A 19,369-nucleotide genomic window follows, 5' to 3' on the forward strand; every position below is an offset into this window, starting at 1 on the left:
CCAGCATTATCAGTCTAAGAATCCTAATATTATCTGGGTCAAAAGTCACTGCGTCGCGGCAGTAAGTGCAGCCTCAAGCCCAGCAAACGGGTCCTTCGGTTCTGATTGCTCATCGCCACCCCAGCGCAGGATCGCATCGTCAAGCGGTACTTTTGCCCCCTGCGAGCCGTAGATGGCAGAGACGAGCTGGGCGGCCTGAATGTCACCACGAATATCGCCAACCGGACTTTGCCTGTCGTACTCAATCCACATCAGAAGCTCGCTTGCCGTCATATTCTGCCGAAGCTCTGAGAGCGTGCGCCCCATCCGGAGCGCAAGCGACATCAGAAACTTTACGCCGGGGGTTGAGACTTTTCCCGCGCTTCGTCCGCGTTGTTGATCAGGTCAAGCGCCTGTTTGAGCAGGCGTGAATGGATGGGTCCGTAAATTTCACGCACCTGCTCTTCTTCTTCAGCACTGAATACCGGCTGCTTATCGGTATCACACAGAACATCAATGAACAGAACCACATCAGCGCAAAGATTACGGTGTGCCTTCTCAGACACCGACACATTTTCATCTTCCGCGCCTGCTTTCACCACTTCCTGCCAGCGAAGCCAGGCTTCACCGGATGGCTCACGCAATACAACTTTGACACCTTCCCACTCAGGGACAACGACCGTCTTATGGCGAAAGCCAGCCATTTTCGCCATGGCTAATTGTTTTAAAGTTTGCGACATCGCTTATCCATGCCGGGACAACCCGGCATCTCCATTAACTGATAGTAAGGGTACAGGTAGCTGAGGTAACCGTTTTGACCGGAGAAGAAGAATCCGTAACCACACAGGTGTAATCACCTGCATCACCTGAAACTGCGCTGGCTTTATTAAAGGTATCGGATGTCTGCCCGCTGACGGTGCTACCTGCCTTCTTCCAGGTGTAGGCATACGGAGGCTTACCACCGGCAGCTACTACAGCCATGCTGATCGCAGCCCCCACCGCTACAGACAGTGAGGAAGGAAGATCAGTGGTCAGTTTGAGTACAGAGTCAATCGGGACAGGCTTGCCTTTAAGGCGCAGTGAGAATGTAGCTGCCACAACACCATTGGTACCAGATGACCAGGTATGCTGGCGAACTTCGGCCAGAAACTTAAAACCATTACCTGACGGGAAGATAATCTGGAAGCCGTAAGTGGTGTCGTTGTCATAAGCATCACGCAATGCGTTCTGCGCGGCATTCAGGAAGAAGTTACCAGACAGAGAAATCTCTGAAGGAGCCGGGAGGCCGTTGGTGTTCTCCTGCTCAGTGGAACACAGTGTGGTGGTGTCAATATCCTGTTTCTGTCCACCTGTAAACTGAGCTTCTTTGAGGGTGCAACTCAGATCAAGGTAGGTGGCAGAATCCATTGCCTCTTTGGTTGTTGGCAGTGACGAAATGAGGATTTTCGTCAGCTGAGACTTTTCATAAAGTGCAGACATGGTTGTCTCCTGGAAAAAGAAAACCCGCCATCAGGCGGGTTCGTTGGGTGAATTAATTGTCAGGGGGTAACTTTAAAATCCAGGGTGGCACGGTAGAGCCGATAATCTGGCTCGTACCCGGGGATTTTTACCACCTCTGTAGGGGTTAACGGCTCAAGCGAAGCGAGCACCAAATCTCTCAGGGTGCGTGATTCAGTGATCGTAGTGGAATACACATCTACCTGAATGGAAACCCTGCTCTCTGCCTGGCCGCACAGCACGTCAGCGGAAACATCATCGACGATGGAAAAAATAATCCAGGGTGGCGAGACAGACGGTTTTCCGTCACTACCTAATGGCGCAACGTAGGGATATACCCGCCCTTCTGCCAGGGGAGAAAGCAAAGCGTAGATATCATCTTCATTCACTTGCTCAACACCTCATCAATAGCCTGATTCATCCTAGCAATGGCGACGCTGGCGGCCTCTTCCTCGCGCGTATCGTAAGCGGGTCGCACAAACGGATGTGGCGGCATATTCACCGTACCCATTTCGACGAACCGCCAGTAAAAGGCATTTCTCGGGTTATTCGCCTTCATCGTGTTATCGCTGTTTCCGGTACGCGGGTTGACACCACGAATGTGGACACCGGAAGAAATGTCCCCGTGGCGGCGGCTTTTTTGGGTCACCACCACCACGTTTTTTTTCAGTTTCCCGGTACGCACGGGAGCGCGGGCGATCACTTCTTGCTTAAGCACTTCGGCTCCGGCGCGCGTGGCATCACGCAGAACCTTGTTGTTTTCAGCGCGGCTAAGCGCCTCCAGATCCTTTGCGATGTCATTCAGACCGGAAAAATCGAGGCTCGTCTCAATCATTTTTCGGTACCCTGTTTGCAAAGAATTTCGAGCTGAACACCGCGAGAGTCAGGGATTGGCGGACCAATGATATTCAAAATGGCCCCCTTGAACGCGCCAGTCATAACCCTGAGTCTGGACGCAGCAGTTATATCGCTACGAAATCGTGTCCATACCCTTATAGTGGCGACTGCTGTTTCAGCACCAGCGGCTACCAACTCGCGCCCACTAATGCCCTTTACTTCTGCCCAGGTTTCTGCGCCGTCATGCCATGTTTCAACAGGCTGGCCAGAAGGATCTCTGGATGTTGTGATGTTCTGAACCACCACCATGTCTCTCAGTCTTCCGGCCTGCATAAAGTCCTCCTAAACCCCGTAAATTCGGTATGGCTGCAGTAGAGCTTCTACGGCGAAAGGCACCGCTGATGTAATATTTCCGATGTTCACAGCCTCTCGGTTTGCATACCAGTGACCAATCAACAGTAGCATTGCCGCCTTAACATCATCATTCAGTAGAATCGCATCCGGGTCATCTGCGTAGCCAGGGGAGCTTTGATTTTCATAGAGCGTTCGCCTTGTCCATGTCTGGACGTAACGCGCCGCCGCACCTGTGTAAATCTCCAGCAGAGCATCATCACCCGTAAAGTCGGTATCAATGCGGCAATGCTGTTTCACCACATTCTGATCAAGCATCTGTTTGCCCCAAAAAAAGCGGCCCGAAGGCCGCAATATTTATCAGCTCCCCGCGCCGGTGCTGAATGAACCGTACACGAACGCCTCAGGGCGTTTCACAGCCAGCGCCAGACGTTCTTCGCAACGGATGGTGATCATGTTTTTCTCGAAGTCGTCGGCGTTCTCCGTGGAGATCACCACATTCGCATCTTCGCGGTCGAAGATTTGCGCGCCAGCGTTGAATGCACCTGTCAGGAATTTACCCTGGAAGGCTGCCGCTTCCGTTGCAACAACCGGCAGACCCCACAGTGTCGGGCCAGTCAGTGCCGCCGGGTTAGCCAGGATGTAACGGCCCAGACTGTCTTTTGTCAGCTCGATCCGCGCCCAGTCAATGAAGTGAAGAACGTGACCGGATGCAGGGAAGCGCGCCAGCTGCGCCTGCAACATTGCCAGACGCAGATCATCAATCCCGCTCTGCTGTTCGACAGTGAACGCCGGATTAAAAGCGGATGCCTGAGGAACGATGCCATGCAGATGAACGCCGGTACCATCACCGAAGAGAATTTCCTGCTCTTCTGCATACTTCAGCCCGTAGCGCATTTCGGCATCAACGGTGGACTGCAACTGTGCGAAGTCATCCAGGATCTGCTTTGAGGCTTTGAACAGGTGAGCAATGGTGCTGACGCCAGTGATTTTCGGCGTGAACTCAATTTCGCTGTATGGTTTCTGCGTATTTTCAGGAACCACTTTCGCGTTATTGGTAAAGCCTGTCTGCTGCACCCAGAAAATAGCTGAGGAGGATGTGCGTCCTGGAGCAATCAGATCGCGAATGAACAGGCGCTGTTTCGGTGCCGTATCAATTCCCGGCAGGCGCTGTGGCTCCACAACACCATCAGGCACATCCACCGAAGTCAGGGCGGCCTTAACCGGGATGCTGATGCGTTTACCGCCTTCCACGCTGGACGCAAAGGTTTTGAGGGCTTCAGCGGAAATCACCTGGTGGCCAACGGATTCGACAACCTGTTTCGCGTTTGCCAGCGGCATCTGGGCAACATGTTGCTCCAGTTCGCCCATAGCGGCCTTCAGCGTTTTTTCAGCTTCACGAAGCGCATTAAACTCAGAAGCCATTTTATCAACGGCAGCCTTTGTTTCTTCTGACAGCCTGCCTGACTTCTGCGCCTCTTTGAGTGCGTCTTCTGCTTTCGCGTTGAACTTGCCGGTTGCCTCTTCAATGCTGGCAGTGACTTTTTTCAGAATATCGTTTACTTCAGACATAAAGGGTCCTTATTTGACTAGCGCCGCCAGGGCGTTTTCAAGTGAATTGATGGTTTCAGGTTTGATGTCTTCGGCAGCGCCCGGCGTACCGTCGTTGGTGGTGACAGCGCCAGGCATGCCACCGGATAAGGCTTTAATGAGTTTTCTGCGCTCAGAGCGCGGGGTGTTGGTCTTGGCCAGCAATGCATCAAGTTTGCGAAGCGCGGCTGCAGGCGATTCGTCGCCGTCGCTGACCGCATCAGCAGAAAGCAAGCTGTCTGCCAGTCCCTTCGACACAGCATCACTGCCACCGATATAGCTTTCCGCGTCCATCAGCTTCTGCACAGCAGCCATATCAAGGCCGGAGCGCGCCGCGTAGATGTCAGCCATAGCGGTATCGAAGGGTTCCAGTGACTGTGCCAGTTCTGCAAAATCATGGCGGTTTCCCATCGCGTATACCCAGCAGTTGTGGATCATAAGGAAGGCACCGCGGCCAATCTGAATATCATCCCCGGCCATCGCAATTATCGAGGCGGCGCTGGCGGCAATGCCCAGCACCTTCACCGTTACACGGCCTTCGTATTCGCGGAGCAGGTTATAAATAGCCAGACCTTCGAACATGTCGCCGCCCGGTGAGTTGATATTCACCGTGACGTCGGCGCCGTTCATAGCCCGAAGCGCACCAGCAATACGTTTAGCTGTTACCCCTTCGCCCCAGTAGTCCTGCCCGATAACATCAAAAACAGAAATGCTGTTATCGTCGGTGGCCGCTGCTTTGATCCCGCCGTCCCAGCGGTCCAGTGCGGACGGTAATGTTTCACAGGTAACGCGCGCGCAGGGGCGACCCGCCGGTGCTACCGGAAGTTGTTTTTTGCTCATCAGGAAAGTGCTCCTAAGCGGCCTGTTTCAGCGGAGATTGCTCAAAGGAAATGTCGGGGAAAACGTGGTTATGCAGCTCTCGCAGAGCAAGGGCCTGAACAGCAGGGTTGCTGCTTTCGAGATTTTTCAGTTGCGTCAGGTTGAGCTGAACGGTGTAAATATCGCCCCCTTCAATCGGCGGCATGTTTTCAAGACGACGAACGTCATTACGGGACATCCAGCCATTTTGAAGCGCGCTGGTATAGTATGCCGCGCGACCGGCACTATCGGCTCGCAGTAGACCTTCAACAGAGAATTCTGCAAACACTTCGTCATCGCTGTCGAGTAAGCACCGGCCAATTTCCTGCTCAATATTCACCAGCAGCGGTCGAAGGGTATGAGTCAGAAACTGCAGGTTCATACCTTCCAGGCTGGATGCCCAGCTGCTTTGTTTCGTGGTGTGGCCAACCATGAAAGGAGGCACCCGAAACCAGCGGCAGATTTCCTCAATACTGAATGAGCGGCTTTCCAGCATCTGGGCGTCTTCAGGATTCATGGTAACGCCCTGGTACTTGAGCCCTCCCTCCAGCACCATTATTTTTCCGGCATTCTTTGAACCGGTGAACTTTGCCATGTATTCCCGGAGCCTTTCCCTCTGCTCATCGTTTAATGCTTGCTCCGCTGTCAGGAAGCCAGAACTCTGTAACCCTTGCTCGAATATCTTCGCCGCGGACTCTTCAACGGCCATTGCTGAACCAATCACATCCCGGCCAGTCTTCATCGGCATCATGCCGCAAACACCGTCCAGACCGAACCCGCGAATGTGCATGATGTTTTTGACCGGAATGACGCGCTCGTTTCCGTTTTCAGTGTATTTGTATTCCAGCGCACCGGTAGTGAGACGTTTAACCACCATGTTCTGCGGCAGTAAAGGCACCAGCGAAACCAGGCGGTTTGCGATGAATTTCTTCTCAATGAAGGCGTTCCCGCGCAGGCAAATACTGGCGACGACCATCAACATAAAGCGTGATGGTGTCATTTCTGAATTGGGTCGGCGGCACAGTATCGAATAGGCCGGATGATCAGTTGCCGCTTTACGCGAACCGTCAGGCTGTCGAACGTATATTTTCAGCGGAAGGGTTGAAATAGACTCGCTTAACAGCCTTACGCATGCCCACACAGCCGATAGCTGGATGGCTTTATCGGCCGTGACCACCTTTCCGCTGCTGCTGGTGCCAAACCATTCCTCCCAGAACGTGCCGGTAGTCAGGCTGATAGGCACACCAAGCCAGTTAAGCAGAGCGCTTTTCACCCTGCCTGGCTGTTTGTTTTTTTTCATCAGAAACCTACCATGATGGGATTATTGAAGAATCCGGAGAGATCCTGCTGGTCGTTGCCACCGTTAACCAGAACGCGGCTCATTGCGGTGAACAATGCCGCCGGGCCATCAATCTTGGCCTCTGGTGTGGACTTGTTTGGGAAAATGTTCTCGTTCCGGTCAGGTTTGACAGTTACGTTGGACATCATCCAGTTCATCACCGGGTGATCGCTGTGATGGAAGCGGCCACCGTATACCAGCGCTTCGACCTCTTTCATCGCCTCAGAGAAATTGCGAACCGTCTGCGGCACTTCCACCAGCGGCAGCCCTTCTTCTGCCAGCGCAAGGCTGAACTGCGTCGCACTCCATGGGTCGAAGCCAATTTCTTTCAGACTCTCGCCAGCAACCCACACCTGCAGCTCTTCCTTAATCTGAGCATGGTCGATTACATCCCCGTCGGTAAGGATCAGCTTGTCCATCTCGGCCCACTTACGATACAGCTCTGCCATCTGGCGTGAACATTTCTCAAGGCGTCCTTCCGGCAGCCAGAATTTAAAATCCGCATGCACGTGGCCACCTGGCGCGCGCCAGACTTTAGCGGCTGCACAGATATCAATTTTGTTTGAAAGGTCAACGCCCACCCAGGAGGGATAGGTTTTAAGTTCGTGCTGCGGGGCGATAAACTCGCATTTTTCCCATTTCATCATGTCCATCCAGGCAGACTCAGCGGTAACCCAGATGTTCATGTGTTTGGTGAAAAAGTTAATCCTGGCCGAAACCTGCTCTTTCGCCTTTTTAGCCAGGCGGCGCAGATCATCCCAGCGCTTACAGATACCCAGCCCCGGATTCGCCTTCTGCCAGACTTTTTCATCAAATGGATCGTCACCTTCATCTAAGGTGTAGATGATGGCAAAAAACGTATCGTCTTTAACCAGGCCGCGCAGGACCTTGATTGCGTAATCGCGTAGTTCGTAACAGATACCTTCTTTGTTGAAGCCGGCGGTGGTGATACCGAAAAGCAGCGATTGCAGGCGAGCGCCTGTGGCCGTCTCCAGAACGTCCCAGACGTCACGGGTTTTATGAGCATGCAGCTCGTCGACGATGGCACAGTGGATGTTCAGGCCGTCGAGGTTGTTCGCATCTGATGATAAAGGCTCGAATTTGGAGGCCGTTTGCTCCTGGTAGATAGCGAGCTTGTTGAATTCGAAGATCCGCCCAAGAGTGGCTTTCGCCTTCTTGACCATATTTTTCGCGTCTTCAAAAACAATTCGCGCCTGGTCACGGGTGGTTGCAGCGGAATAAACCTCCGCACCACCCTCGCCGTCAGCGCCAGCCATATAGAGCCCAACGCCGGAGCAAAGTGTTGATTTGGCATTTTTACGGGCCACCTCAACATCTGCTGTACGGAAACGCCGAACCATCACCGGCCGACCGCTGCCGTCTTTACGCAGAACGGTTTCCCCCGTCTCTTCGTTAACCAGCGGGATAACAAAACCAAAAATATTAATCAGGATGAAAACATGCCAGTCCATCAGCTCAATAGGCTGGCCTGCCAGAGCGCCTTTTACGTGAGGAACAAAATTATAGAAATTCAGAATGTGCTGCGCGCGTGGCTCACTGAAGAAAATACCGCGCTCTTCGCCGTGTGCCAGATCGTCAAGAAAACGCTGGCAGGCAAGGCGCACATACTCACAGGCAATAATTTCTCCCGCCACCACCCTTTCGGCGTAGCGGATGCCTTCTGCAACCTTAGCCATTAATCCCTCGCTTTCATAAACTCGGCCAGCGGGTCAACCGCATCAGGACCTTTTGCATTCACTTTAGAGCGGCTTGCTGGCGTCATGCCGAACTCACCGAGCATGGCGCGCAGACGTTTCCAGGCATCAGCTTTCATGATGGCGGCCGGGTGAGCCTTGATCATGCGAATCTCTCGCTTTTTGCCTTCGTCTGGCTCTTCGTCGCTATAAACGGCGTAGGTGTAACCTTCTCTCTCCAGCGTATCGCAGTGATGCCGGTACTCGGTGTAAACCTCAACCAGAAGCTCAAGCGCTCTCGCGTCCAGCTGAGACATGACGCCAAGCGCATCAAGCTCTTCAGCCATACGCCTGAACCAGTATTTCCCCTGCTTGTCGAAATGCTTCGGCGTTGGGGGTACCCCTGCAGCTGGCTTAGGTTCGTTTTCATTAATTGGGCGTTTTGATGGGTTACCCCTAACCAAACGTAGATGGGTCGGGGTTTTCGGTGGTCCAGACATAATCGAAAACTCCTATTAATCATCGAATGGGGGACCCCATAAAAAAGTTTTCTAACCTGCGGCGATGTGAAAAGAGGTTAGGCGGCGGTCCTTTAGGCTGATTTCCCTGAGGTTTTTACCCGCCCTCCCCCAGACCGCGCAAATGAGAGCAGATATCATTTAACCGACTCATGCACGATTTTCGCCAGTTTCCGGCTCGGGGGACCACTGTTACCAATGCGAGGGCTGAACACCTTACTGATGTCCCAGCCTGCCTTCAGTCGATACTCAATGGAGTTTCTCGAAATACCCAGGTAATCCGCCCATTCGTTAAGACACATCGTCTTGCCGTGAGCGGTATATCTGCGGTCGGAGTTCTCTCGCATTGTCTTTCTCATCTTGTCTACGCCTCGCTTCTGATTGCACACAGGGCAACTTGGCACAAGATTGTCAGGCTCGTTATTGGTCTTACAGTCATCGAGGTGGTCGATGTGAAGGGTGTCCCAGCCAATGGTTTTTGCACACCAGTGACAACGGAACGGTCCAGCCCCATGTTTGTCGTAATAGACTTTCCGGTGTTCGTAAACACGAGGACTCCCACATGCCAAAGGATGATCGGGCGCATACACCAGCAGATATCCGCCAGCGTGCTCCAGCTTGCCATCCTTTCTTGTGCTGAGCTTCTCTGTCGTTCCATGACGCCGGACGCGCATGTAGTGCTTTTCACAGTAGTGGCTGTTACGGGATCGTACCGATAGTTCGCATCCATCCACTATGCAGGAAGCATGGGCGTGCGGAAGTCCTGAACCATGTTTCGATTCAGTCATCTTCACCTCGTTACTTAATTTCTGTTCAGGCGTTCGCGTGCTGTCTTGGCTTTATGGCAGCCGCAGCATATTGATTCCAGATTAGAGAGGTCGTCAGTACCGCCGTGAGCTTTCGGCTTGATGTGGTCCACCGTCTCAGCGGGTGTATACCTTCCATTTCGCAGGCATTCCTGACAAAGGTGCTTATCTCTGTCGAGAACGATTGGGCGCAGCCTGTCCCACTTGCTGCCATAACCTCGCTGATGCCTGCTCTGTCCTCGCTGATGCTGCTGCCAGCCTTCATTGCGGTGATGTTCGCAATATCCAGATCGGTCTGTTGTAGTCCCGGAGCAGCCACGCTTACGACAGGCGCGGGGGATGGCCGCTGGCATTAGCGCTTACCATAGAGCAGACCGCCAGGCCTCAGCATGTTGCGGATAGCATCGCCAACTGCATCATTCACTGCCTGTTTCATTTCATCACTAAGCACAGCCGATACCGTTATCTTCCCGCTACAAACCGCAGCGTTCTTGATGGCTGATTGAGCAGCTTCATTCACCTTAAATCGGTCAGCCTCAAACACTACTTTGCGCTGATCACCTTCAATACTGATGCCAATACCGGCAGAGTACAGCTTGCCTGAAGTTTCCCCAAGGTAACCACCAACAGGCACACCAAAGCGAGTTTTGACCAGGTTCTCAATGGCAAACTTCTGGCCTTCAGCAGTAAGGAAAGTAAAATAGTTTTCCCCCTGATATGGCGTTGCAGTATGCCGGGTTTCAGCTAACCCCAGGTCGCGCAGCTGTGTTACACCAGATTTAGATGGCAGGTTGCCACTTTGCAGCGCACCACGGAAAAACAGAGCATACAAAACATCTGTCGCGCGGTCGGATAACTTAATGTTTTTCTCTGACATGATTTACTACCCTTTTAGACGTGAGCCTGTCGCACGGCAAATCCGCCGAAAGTTAACGGTTTGCCCAGGCTCACAGCTGAAAGACTTTCTTCGATGTGCGCGTGCGATGCGCATTAAAAAGCCCCGCTATTGCGAGGCTCATATACATTCATTTTGCGATTAATTTAAAGCATCAAGATAGCTAATAACCATGTCAAGACTGACGCGGTCCTGTCCATCAGAATACCAAGTATTAGGGTTCGGCTGATTGGCTTTAAATAATTCATCAATGTTCAAGTCGATATCAACCACCTTAAACAGGTTGCTATCCACATCAAACACTGACTGGACGATCTGGCATGTCCCTTCAGGAATTTTTTTATGATATCCCAACTCCTGATACTTAGAATAAATCTCGTATTTAAATGTAGAACCATCAGTAGATTTTGATAAAAAGCTGTGCAGAAGGTGCTTCATTTTGCTTCCCCACGTCGAAGGTGAGGAAATAATTTATCATATTATCTGAAACTGTCAGTGAGCGAATGATGTGATGCATTTCCCATCCCAGGGAATATAACTGCTTTGGTATTAGAGTAGATAACCATTATCAAGCCCACCAGCAGGTGAGCTTTGTAATGGCTATCAGGCCTTCACATCGTCAGCTTTCACGGCGTAAATGGGCGCGCCAGGATGCTCATCATCTTCAACTGCTGCGATATCATCTTCATCGAACCAACTTTCTTGAGCACGGCCATCTGCGGCTTTGTAGTGAACAAGATACTGATTGCAGTGGTTGATGCTCTCAGCGCGGGATTTGATATGGCCCATTTCGCCACTGATTGACAACTCAACAAACTGGTTAAGGTCGAACTTAAATTTATCCACTTTATTTCCTTTCTTTGGTTTTCTGGCAGTTCGCCTGCCACGCTTTGTTATGCGCCAGGATGTCTTTCTTCGTCTGCTTATCCAGCACATCAATATCATGCTCGGTCAGGTAGATTGGCTTCACCCAGTCACAGGCGGTATCAACTACCACCGGGGCGCTGCCACGAGTCCCGCAGCTCGCGATCAACATCGTCGCCAGGCATATGGTTAACAGTCTGCTGTACATTGCTGGCCTCTTTCGTTGCTTCTACCCGGCGTTCGGCTGCTGCGACCGTTGCCGCTGCGTTATCTTCGGTGCGCTGCTGGTCGGCTTTCACTTCAGCTTTGCTGGTGCCGCGAATATGGCCCAAGCCAAACGCGGCGGCGATAACAGCAAATACAGCGACAACTAGCCCGGTAATCATCTCAAGCGTCATATAACCACCCGCTCCTTCACCCAGCCATATACAAACGTCTCGTTCGCGCTGCGCTGTTCTGCCAGTTCGAGATAACGCTGACCCTGGCTGCAATTCAGGGCCCGGAGCATAACCAGTTCGCCCTCTTTTCCTCGCCGGGAAAGATAGCTTTTTAACGCGCTGATAGTTCGCGGACCGATAAAACCATCTGCAATCAGATCGGGATAAAGCGTGCCCTGAATGTTGAACACGTTCAGCCAGCGCTGGAACCATTTGGTCTGAACTGATGGGCCCATGTTAACGCCGGTATCGCACAATTCGGCGGCGATGGCTGGTGATACCTCAGAAACAAGGTCGAAGCGTGGCCCTGCCCAGTAGTCAGCCGTCAGGATATCCAGCGCCTGCTGGCGGGTAAGGTTACGCATATCACCGCTGTAACCGTGGGCACGTGCTACCGCTTGCGTGATTCCCCAGTTTGTTGGGCCACCTTTATCGTCGGGGTGATTAACGTAACCGCCCTCTTTGCCAAGAATGGCGTCAAAAATTTCGTCTTTTGTCATTAGTGCCTCAGAAGATCAACCAGACGTGCCAGATTTCCCCGGACCTTCATAACAGCTGCGCATATCAGGAGGTTCGACATCACCACCAGCCAACTGGAGTCACGATAGAGGCCGAAGATGAATTGCCATGGGATTACTGCGTAAACCAGGATGGTTATATACGCCAGGATTGAGATAAAAGGACGGTGCCGGGCACCATGGCGCTGGTAGAACATCAGAACGACGACGATCACCGAGCAGATAAACGCGTTAAAGACAGCTGACGGGTCAATTACCATTTCCCCCTCCTCCGCGTAACCGTGAGAAAAAACCGAACAGGGTGTTCAGGTCCTGGTTATTAAGAAAAGTTAGGATTTTTATACACAGTGCAGACAAAATCACTGCACCGAGTGCATCCAGTGGTTTTTCATAACTCGAGGCAGCATTTAGCCATGAACCAACAAACCCGGCGCCAAGCACTCCAACAATGAATGATGTAAGGAAATATGCAGCCAGGCGAGCACGCGTAAGGTTTGCAGCTGTCGCGACGTAAAACACCGCACCACCAAACGCTCCAAACACCACGCCGAAATCTGTATGAGTAAAGACACCATACAGGACTGAACCCAGCAGGCCTCCGCCGAGAACTGCACCAGTGCCGGTTAATGGATCGGACATTACGCCCCCTCTGTAATTGCTATGAATCCTCTCAGTAAGTTTGAGGGGAAATAATAAAAGCCCGCTGTTGATGGCGGGCTAATGAGTTGACTATTTGTAAGGTAGGTGTGAGTAAGACTTATGCTCAGAGGTGAAGCTGTATCGGCTGATTCACTATCGGTCCAGGAGAACCACCGGGCATTCAGTTACTTCCCACAACTCAAAGCGTAGCAGCAGTTTGCAAAACCATAAAAAAAGGCCTGCGTTTTATGGCAGGCTCTCAAGGAATTTGAAACTTGTATTGTTGTTGTCATGGTGCCGGGTGCCTCCCGGTGACTCTACCCCAGTCAGCAAAGTCGCGCGCATACCTGCAGATAGCAGTTGGCTGGAACGCCCTTTCGCTTAGAAAGGATTCACCACAGAAATAAATTACGCCGAACTTATTCCTGCAGTCAATGAGATTAGCCATTGCTTCCTGATGGTTGTCTTACAAATGAAAAAACCTCGCCGAAGCGAGGCTATTTGAATTTGAGGCACCTCACCCAACAAACCACCCGAGGTTAACTGGATTTTAACGAGATGCTTTTGGATGAGCGCTGAACCCAAAGGTCAGCATTTTCACACAGCAATTTTGCAAAAAGCAGCGCCCATTCAAAACTAGGTCGCTTTTCAGTCACTCCGGGGACCCCATCATCGCAGACCGAAAAGCTTAAACTGGAGCGGGCAGCGGGAATCGAACCCGCATCATCAGCTTGGAAGGCTGAGGTAATAGCCATTATACGATGCCCGCATATGGTGCCGACTACCGGAATCGAACTGGTGACCTACTGATTACAAGTCAGTTGCTCTACCTACTGAGCTAAGTCGGCAGTGGTCCGCCACCGGAGCCTCGAACCCCGTACCACAACACCTGGGTTGCCGCTCTTCCCGATGAGCTAGTGGCGGTCTGGTGGCCCTTGCTGGACTTGAACCAGCGACCGGGCGATTATGAGTCGCACGCTCTAACCAACTGAGCTAAAGGGCCGGGAGCAAGAAGATACATAGGTAAAACTACCCTTGCAATAATATGGTTTTATGATGAAAAACAATCAGGGAAATGGTTAAATATCAAGCGGCAGTGCTTTCAATCTAACCAGAGCAAGGGAAGATATGATTTTTATTAAAAACGGCAATAGCTTTGATCGCATTAATGACTGGACAGAAATTCAAGCTCGGGAAAGCTATCATTCCAGGCTGGAACTGACCGATCAACAATTATCCGATGTTTTTGGTTATTATGATGACCTCCCGGAAGAAATCCCGTGTGGCAAGTCGAGCTGTCGAACAGGCCATAAAAAAGGGTTTCTTGTTCTTACTGAGGATGGTCTGGAGACGAACCTGGGTCACGTTTGCGGTACAAAAGTCTTCGGTATAGCATTTGAAAACCTAGCCACTGACCTCGAGAAAAAGGCAAATTTCCACAGATATCTAACAGCCCTCAAGGAAGCCAAGAAAAATATTTTTCTCCATTACCAAGCAAAAGCCAAAATCGAAGCCAGTGAACCATCATTAGAATGGGTCGCACATAAAATTTTAGATTTAAGAGATTCTAAAGTAGTTGGCCGAGCCGGGAGTCAAGCTTTGAAACGTATGGCTGCTTTAGGAGATGGAAAAGTTTTACTTCCCAGAAGGAAAACCAAGGAAGAAATGCAGTTGTCGAATGTTATGTCTCAAAAACCTTCCGATAACGAAGATGAAAATGCTGAGGATAATGTAAAACCACAATTCATCGACGAAGTAATTGGCATTGTTCGTAATCCTGAATGCCTCCTCAACGATTATAACATAGCGCTAATCTTCGAAAGAGATATTCGCCTTGTGCTGGAAGAACTCAATAATTGCAATCCTGACGATATTCCTGAGAAGAAGGTCATGTCATTAGGATTAAAAGTTTCCAGGCTGAATGAAAGATTTCAATTCCTTCAGGATCGTTTTGAGAAAGCATGTATATATCTCACAAAGGAAAACTTTAAACCTTTAAATCATCAACTACATTTGAAAAAATCAATTAGCAATAAAGATAAGGCCCTTTTCAGTTCTTTCGTTAACTCGCTGCCATAAAAAAGCCCCGCAAGGGGCTTATTGTTGAAATCTTTCAGGCGTTACTCCGCATGATTAGAAGCATACACGACAACTTCGGACAAAATCAAGCCTTATGTCGTAATAATGCTAAATTTCGTCACCTTCTTCGCCTAAACTGGTTGCAGATTGAAATTCTCTTGCGGCGTTTCCCTCCTCCTGCTGACAAATGCTTACCAGCGCCTCAAGAAACGGTTTCCAGTTGCGAGTCCATGTTCTGACGTGCAGATCCGGAACGCGCTTCAGTATCACTTTATAGGCTGCGGTAGACGGCACCGCAGAAAATCCATTTCCGCTGCAGCGCTCGCAGGTTTTAAACACCGGCGCGCCGCGCTCGCTTGTGGCCTTGCGGTCTAGAACCTCGCCTTTACCGCCGCAACGACAACGGGCGCTGATCGTTCCCTTGCCTTCGCAAGCATCACAGACCGCCGGTACAACCTCTGTTACCTCCATCCACTGCTCCCAGTCAGACGGTCGAACAGCACGAGAGCGGCAGGCCCAGTATGGAGCTTTACCCCATGGGTACGAAACCTTGCGGGTAATCTGTTCGCGGGTTGTTCGTCCGGTACCACTGCAGCTGTGACACGTCACGCTTGTAGCCGCCGAACGTGAATAATCAGCAAAGGCAAATTGTGCCAACATCTGCATGCACCATCCGAACTGCCCACCAGCTGCTTTGCGAACATTCTTCGGTGCGACATCCATCGCATATCGCGCCAGCGCCTGAACTGCGAGCTGTTCATCCGTTTTGCTGATTCCCGCTTTACCGAAGAACGCCGCCAGGCCGAAGCGCGCGCGGCTGCTGGTGGTACCAATTGCCGCCATTACATCTGTTCCTGTAAGGCGGTCCGGAGAAGTTCCCTTCACGTCGTCGCCGATATGCATTCCCTGAGGACTAAAATGTTTGAGTGATGCTTCCAGTTTCATGCGCTTGCCCCCGCTGTTTTAATGGTTTTAATAGTCTGCATTGCTGGATTGCCTATCTTTTGCGTATCGTCTGGTTTGAGTTTTCTGCTGTGGCGCCGAACGCTGCTTTGCTAACTCCTGGTCAATTGGCAGGAAGTGCCCGTTATAGAATCGTCGGTAAATCGTGCCTAGTTCACCGTTGCGCTGTTTGGTCACGTTAATTTCCGCGATACCTTTCGCTTGAGACTCAGGGTTATAAACTTCGTCGCGGTAAAGCATCATGATCAGATCAGCATCTGCCTCGATCTCACCAGAGTTTTTGAGGTCTGAGTTCATCGGTCGCTTATTGGGCCGCGACTCAACGCCACGAGAAAGCTGGCTCAGGGCAAGCACCGGCGTTTTATTAGATTTAGCCAGACGCTTGAGTCCTTTTGACACCTCACCAACGGCAAGGTCATATCGTGCAGTGCTTTCGATTTTGATGAGTGCCAAGTAATCCACAACCACCAGCGCTATTTCCGGATGCGCCAGTTGTAGGCGGGTAGCTATCTGTTGAATCTGATCTACTGTCAGATCGGTGGAATCAACCATCCAGATACTACGGCCTGTCAGGCGCTCTACACCGTTTGTCAGTCTGGCCCAGTCCTCATCTTCAAAATCAGCAGCCTTTTTCAGGCGCGAAACTGACATGCCGCCGGCAGCAGATACCATTCGCTCTCCGATCTGGATATTTGGCATTTCCATGCTGAAGAACAGCACACCACGGCCCTGCTCAGAAACTTTGTCGATGATATCCAGCGCCAATTCAGTTTTACCCATCGACGGACGCGCAGCGATAAACACCAGGTCTGTTGGTTCAATGCCGCCAGTCTTTGCATCAAGCTCTTCAATACCCGTCATGAGGCTTCTGGCTTCTTCGAGCCCGCGGTTGCGTGCATCTACCCGATCCACTACAGCAGGAAGAATGTCGTCGATGTGAACTGGCTGAACGGTCTTTTCTTCGAGAGAAATTGCGGCAATGCTGTTCTGTGCGGCCCTGAATGCCGATAAAGCTGCATCACCATTGTGAGCACTCCGCAGATCTGCCAGCGCCCTTTCAATAACAGCTTCGGCATCGCGAACAGCTGCATTACGCTCCAGCGTCGAAACGTAGGAAACAAGCGCCGACTTCGCCCATGCGATACGGCTTGAGTCCAGAATGATTGCGCTGTGCTTTGGCATGCTTTCGCAGAGCAATACAGGGTCGATAACACCGGCCCCTCGCGCCTGACGGCAGATCCCAGTGTAGATTTCTCGATACTGTGGTACCGAGAAGGCGCTGGACGGAACTCTGGAGAGAATATCCAGTACCTCAGGGTCAGCACCACGCAGAAAAATCGCGCCGATTACCGCACCTTCCAGATCTTCATTTTTCCAGACAGGGGTCATGCTACTACTCCTGACGCAATAGCGCGGAAACTTCCCCAGCCAAATGCCAGACGGTTGCGTCCACCATCTGTAACCCGATCCACGATTCGCTCACCAATCGTCTCTTTCAGCTGGTCGAAGGTGAGATTGCTGATCAGGATTGTTGGCAAAATACTTTCGTACCGGGCATTGATGATTTCCTGCAGGATAGTCATTTCAGTCGGGCTACCGAACTGAACACCCACTTCGTCGATAATCAGCAGATCCAGTGAAGCAAATCGCTCAATGACATCTTCCTCTGTCACATCAGCATTGTGGCGCCACGTGCTTTTCACAGCCCGTGTGAGGCGCATGACGTCGGTTATTTCCACTTTAGCGAGGTGATCGCGAATGATGCTTTTCGCAATAGAAACTGCCAGGTGGTTTTTACCAGTACCGCAGTTTCCGGTCATGACTAACCCGGTTCCGGCTTTCAGACGCTCAGGCCAACTGTGGGTGTAACGCTGACAGGACGCGAGATTTTTGGCCGCATCCTGATTGATAGCTTGGTAGTTATCGAATTCACATGCTTCGAAACGTCGTGCTATCCCCGCATTGTCCAGCAGGTCGGCCACACGTAATGCACGCAGACTGGATTCGATGTCCGCCAGTTCCGCTTTCACGCACTCCGGGCATTGGGAATGCTTGACGTTTTCAACGCCACGATAGGCTTTTCCAGTTAGGGAAATACGTTGATAGTCACCATGCATTTCACAGGTGGCAGCGTGTACCTCGCCAGATTCCCAACTCCCCCACTGCCATGGTTTTTTATGCTCTACAGCAAACGCCAGTTCTTCACGAAGCCCTTCGCGCTTTGCCACCAGAGCTTCCCTTTCTTCGCGTTGTTTAATATTCAGCATTGTGATATCTCCTGCTTACCAGTTGCAGTCTGACTGGCCGTAATCTTGTTCACTGAACCCTGATACAGGGAGCATTCCGGTTCGTACGTTGGTTTTGCCTGCGGGAGGCTGCCATACATCTTCGAAGTGCCGATCAGGACCGAAGAACGTTGCAGCCTGTTTGACGAACTGAGTCCCCTCGCTACCTGTGGCGCGAACATACCCGGCATAACGGCTTACACCAGCCAGCATTGCCTCAGTGGTAACACCGTCTTTGATTCGAGCTTTCCAGGCTTTCCAGGCAGCTGCCTTGGAGTTACCACCAGCACGTTTTGGGTATGCCTGCCATGCCTGCTCGAACTCGTTGGAATAGTTCTCTTTGGAAGAGCGGTTTTCAGAAGGGGCTTTCCCACGTGCGCTAATATCTTGTGATTCTTGTTTTGAATTTACTTGTGGATCATGTTTTGAATTTACTTGTGGATCTGGGGTCAGATTCTGACGGGTGAAAACGCCATTTTTGTCAGAATCTGACGGGTGAAAACCGTTTGAACATACAGAATCTGACGGTTCAGATTTTGAAGGGTCAGATTCTGACGGGTGAAAACCGTTAGTCCTGCGCTGCTTTTTCAGCGCTGCCACTTTGTCCTTCTCAATGCGTGCCAGAGCCTCGAGACGATCGGCATTCAAATGATAAAGATTGGACGTGTTGCGATTACCTTTACGACGTGATTCACGACGCAGCCAACCGGAAGACTCCAGTTCTGCAATGGCGGTCCTGACCGTGCTTTCCCCGAGCCCCAGTTGGCGGCAAATAGTTTCAACACTCGGATAGCACACACCATCATCATTCGAGTAGTCAGCCAGGCGTGCCATAATCACCAGCTTTGCACCCTTAACGTCATGCGCGGCGCATGCGTCCCAGACGTTACCGAGAATTTTGCTACTCATACAAACTCCTGAACTGGCGTGATTGTGTAGCCGCGAGCTGGCTCAAGACGAACTGCAAGCCCGTTATCGAGAGCACCAATTTTTCTCACTTTCAGGAAACCTGCACGTTCAAGGGCCTTGATCTCCTTAAACATTGCCTGCTTTGAGCAGCAACAGAATTCGTAAAGTACCTGATGATCGATTACTCGTTCCCCTTCTCCATCCATAGAGCCGCCCATCAAAATGCGAAGCATGACCAACCGCTGAAGTGGGTTATCGAATGAATATTTACGTACGAAGTCAGAGTGATTCATGATTCCTCCAGCATGCCG

General features: G+C 51.3%; 27 protein-coding genes and 3 tRNA genes. 1 reads left to right on the forward strand and 29 read right to left on the reverse strand.

What is annotated here, in order from left to right; genetic code table 11:
* Positions 1–45 precede the first annotated feature (45 nt).
* The 24 genes from ACOTXI_RS01990 to ACOTXI_RS02105 form a co-directional block, all read right to left on the reverse strand.
* Positions 46–324 carry a phage tail assembly protein T gene (locus ACOTXI_RS01990; RefSeq protein WP_006809154.1) on the reverse strand — a complete coding sequence of 93 codons (279 nt, stop codon included), beginning with the start codon at positions 322–324 and terminating at the stop codon, positions 46–48.
* Between the two features lie 8 nt (positions 325–332).
* Entirely contained in the window at positions 333–719 is a 387-nt protein-coding gene (locus tag ACOTXI_RS01995; RefSeq protein WP_191604132.1) for a phage tail assembly chaperone, read from the reverse strand.
* Positions 720–753: 34 nt separating this feature from the next.
* The gene (locus ACOTXI_RS02000; protein ID WP_332618501.1) at positions 754–1,458 is read right to left on the reverse strand and encodes an immunoglobulin domain-containing protein; all 705 of its coding nucleotides are present in this window, start codon (positions 1,456–1,458) and stop codon (positions 754–756) included.
* Positions 1,459–1,517: 59 nt separating this feature from the next.
* Positions 1,518–1,865, reverse strand: a complete 348-nt coding sequence (gene gp17 / locus ACOTXI_RS02005) for a tail completion protein gp17 (RefSeq protein WP_219410861.1) — start codon at positions 1,863–1,865, stop codon at positions 1,518–1,520.
* A complete protein-coding gene (locus tag ACOTXI_RS02010; RefSeq protein ID WP_070533686.1) occupies positions 1,862–2,311 on the reverse strand; it encodes an HK97-gp10 family putative phage morphogenesis protein in 450 nt (149 codons plus the stop codon). Before ACOTXI_RS02010 ends, gp17 begins: the two co-directional genes overlap by 4 nt.
* Entirely contained in the window at positions 2,308–2,646 is a 339-nt protein-coding gene (locus ACOTXI_RS02015; RefSeq protein WP_070533687.1) for a phage head closure protein, read from the reverse strand. Before ACOTXI_RS02015 ends, ACOTXI_RS02010 begins: the two co-directional genes overlap by 4 nt.
* 9 nt (positions 2,647–2,655) lie before the next feature.
* The gene (locus ACOTXI_RS02020; RefSeq protein ID WP_070533688.1) at positions 2,656–2,982 is read right to left on the reverse strand and encodes a head-tail connector protein; all 327 of its coding nucleotides are present in this window, start codon (positions 2,980–2,982) and stop codon (positions 2,656–2,658) included.
* 42 nt (positions 2,983–3,024) lie between these two features.
* On the reverse strand, positions 3,025–4,236 hold the full coding sequence (locus ACOTXI_RS02025; RefSeq protein WP_045326826.1) for a phage major capsid protein: 1,212 nt from the start codon (positions 4,234–4,236) through the stop codon (positions 3,025–3,027).
* A 9-nt stretch (positions 4,237–4,245) separates the two neighbouring features.
* On the reverse strand, positions 4,246–5,094 hold the full coding sequence (locus ACOTXI_RS02030; protein ID WP_070533690.1) for a head maturation protease, ClpP-related: 849 nt from the start codon (positions 5,092–5,094) through the stop codon (positions 4,246–4,248).
* A 13-nt stretch (positions 5,095–5,107) separates the two neighbouring features.
* Positions 5,108–6,412 carry a phage portal protein gene (locus ACOTXI_RS02035; protein WP_410376936.1) on the reverse strand — a complete coding sequence of 435 codons (1,305 nt, stop codon included), beginning with the start codon at positions 6,410–6,412 and terminating at the stop codon, positions 5,108–5,110.
* On the reverse strand, positions 6,412–8,148 hold the full coding sequence (locus ACOTXI_RS02040) for a terminase large subunit (RefSeq protein ID WP_235123311.1): 1,737 nt from the start codon (positions 8,146–8,148) through the stop codon (positions 6,412–6,414). The genes ACOTXI_RS02035 and ACOTXI_RS02040 overlap by 1 nt, the downstream gene beginning before the upstream one ends.
* Positions 8,148–8,645 (reverse strand): phage terminase small subunit P27 family, encoded by a 498-nt coding sequence (locus ACOTXI_RS02045; RefSeq protein WP_235123320.1) that lies wholly within the window; start codon positions 8,643–8,645, stop codon positions 8,148–8,150. The genes ACOTXI_RS02040 and ACOTXI_RS02045 overlap by 1 nt, the downstream gene beginning before the upstream one ends.
* 820 nt (positions 8,646–9,465) lie before the next feature.
* Positions 9,466–9,822 (reverse strand): HNH endonuclease, encoded by a 357-nt coding sequence (locus tag ACOTXI_RS02050; protein ID WP_123923455.1) that lies wholly within the window; start codon positions 9,820–9,822, stop codon positions 9,466–9,468.
* On the reverse strand, positions 9,822–10,346 hold the full coding sequence (locus ACOTXI_RS02055; RefSeq protein WP_123923453.1) for a phage tail tip fiber protein: 525 nt from the start codon (positions 10,344–10,346) through the stop codon (positions 9,822–9,824). Before ACOTXI_RS02055 ends, ACOTXI_RS02050 begins: the two co-directional genes overlap by 1 nt.
* 159 nt (positions 10,347–10,505) lie before the next feature.
* Complete coding sequence (locus ACOTXI_RS02060) at positions 10,506–10,802, reverse strand: hypothetical protein (protein ID WP_115465932.1); 297 nt, start codon at positions 10,800–10,802, stop codon at positions 10,506–10,508.
* Between the two features lie 165 nt (positions 10,803–10,967).
* The gene (locus ACOTXI_RS02065; protein WP_115465931.1) at positions 10,968–11,210 is read right to left on the reverse strand and encodes a hypothetical protein; all 243 of its coding nucleotides are present in this window, start codon (positions 11,208–11,210) and stop codon (positions 10,968–10,970) included.
* A gap of 1 nt (position 11,211) precedes the next feature.
* Entirely contained in the window at positions 11,212–11,400 is a 189-nt protein-coding gene (locus ACOTXI_RS02070) for a hypothetical protein (RefSeq protein ID WP_348555490.1), read from the reverse strand.
* Positions 11,351–11,626: a hypothetical protein gene (locus ACOTXI_RS02075; RefSeq protein ID WP_087855495.1), complete on the reverse strand. Its 276-nt coding sequence runs from the start codon at positions 11,624–11,626 to the stop codon at positions 11,351–11,353. Before ACOTXI_RS02075 ends, ACOTXI_RS02070 begins: the two co-directional genes overlap by 50 nt.
* Positions 11,623–12,165: a glycoside hydrolase family 108 protein gene (locus ACOTXI_RS02080; protein ID WP_032665922.1), complete on the reverse strand. Its 543-nt coding sequence runs from the start codon at positions 12,163–12,165 to the stop codon at positions 11,623–11,625. Before ACOTXI_RS02080 ends, ACOTXI_RS02075 begins: the two co-directional genes overlap by 4 nt.
* Positions 12,165–12,443, reverse strand: a complete 279-nt coding sequence (locus ACOTXI_RS02085) for a phage holin family protein (protein ID WP_023150207.1) — start codon at positions 12,441–12,443, stop codon at positions 12,165–12,167. The genes ACOTXI_RS02080 and ACOTXI_RS02085 overlap by 1 nt, the downstream gene beginning before the upstream one ends.
* On the reverse strand, positions 12,433–12,822 hold the full coding sequence (locus tag ACOTXI_RS02090) for a phage holin family protein (RefSeq protein WP_023150206.1): 390 nt from the start codon (positions 12,820–12,822) through the stop codon (positions 12,433–12,435). Before ACOTXI_RS02090 ends, ACOTXI_RS02085 begins: the two co-directional genes overlap by 11 nt.
* A 694-nt stretch (positions 12,823–13,516) precedes the next feature.
* Positions 13,517–13,591 (reverse strand) — tRNA-Gly (locus ACOTXI_RS02095).
* Between the two features lie 3 nt (positions 13,592–13,594).
* Positions 13,595–13,670: transfer RNA gene (locus ACOTXI_RS02100), tRNA-Thr, on the reverse strand.
* 78 nt (positions 13,671–13,748) lie between these two features.
* Positions 13,749–13,825, reverse strand: a tRNA-Ile gene (locus ACOTXI_RS02105).
* A gap of 125 nt (positions 13,826–13,950) precedes the next feature.
* Here ACOTXI_RS02105 and ACOTXI_RS02110 point away from each other — a divergent pair.
* Positions 13,951–14,901 carry a hypothetical protein gene (locus ACOTXI_RS02110; RefSeq protein WP_016240226.1) on the forward strand — a complete coding sequence of 317 codons (951 nt, stop codon included), beginning with the start codon at positions 13,951–13,953 and terminating at the stop codon, positions 14,899–14,901.
* 108 nt (positions 14,902–15,009) lie between these two features.
* Here the strand turns inward: ACOTXI_RS02110 and ACOTXI_RS02115 are convergent, their stop codons facing one another.
* The 5 genes from ACOTXI_RS02115 to ACOTXI_RS02135 are packed head-to-tail and all read right to left on the reverse strand — an operon-like array spanning position 15,010 to position 19,351.
* Positions 15,010–15,846, reverse strand: a complete 837-nt coding sequence (locus ACOTXI_RS02115; protein ID WP_421633860.1) for an antitermination protein — start codon at positions 15,844–15,846, stop codon at positions 15,010–15,012.
* Between the two features lie 27 nt (positions 15,847–15,873).
* Complete coding sequence (locus ACOTXI_RS02120) at positions 15,874–17,253, reverse strand: replicative DNA helicase (protein WP_323619720.1); 1,380 nt, start codon at positions 17,251–17,253, stop codon at positions 15,874–15,876.
* Complete coding sequence (locus ACOTXI_RS02125; RefSeq protein WP_228861752.1) at positions 17,250–18,131, reverse strand: ATP-binding protein; 882 nt, start codon at positions 18,129–18,131, stop codon at positions 17,250–17,252. Before ACOTXI_RS02125 ends, ACOTXI_RS02120 begins: the two co-directional genes overlap by 4 nt.
* 15 nt (positions 18,132–18,146) lie before the next feature.
* Complete coding sequence (locus ACOTXI_RS02130; protein WP_323619717.1) at positions 18,147–19,058, reverse strand: helix-turn-helix domain-containing protein; 912 nt, start codon at positions 19,056–19,058, stop codon at positions 18,147–18,149.
* On the reverse strand, positions 19,055–19,351 hold the full coding sequence (locus tag ACOTXI_RS02135) for a hypothetical protein (RefSeq protein WP_058660279.1): 297 nt from the start codon (positions 19,349–19,351) through the stop codon (positions 19,055–19,057). Before ACOTXI_RS02135 ends, ACOTXI_RS02130 begins: the two co-directional genes overlap by 4 nt.
* Positions 19,352–19,369 lie beyond the last annotated feature (18 nt).

Origin of the sequence: Enterobacter cloacae complex sp. BZL2005 (genome assembly GCF_049238885.1) — a bacterium.
In the GTDB taxonomy this organism is placed as follows: domain Bacteria; phylum Pseudomonadota; class Gammaproteobacteria; order Enterobacterales; family Enterobacteriaceae; genus Enterobacter; species Enterobacter roggenkampii.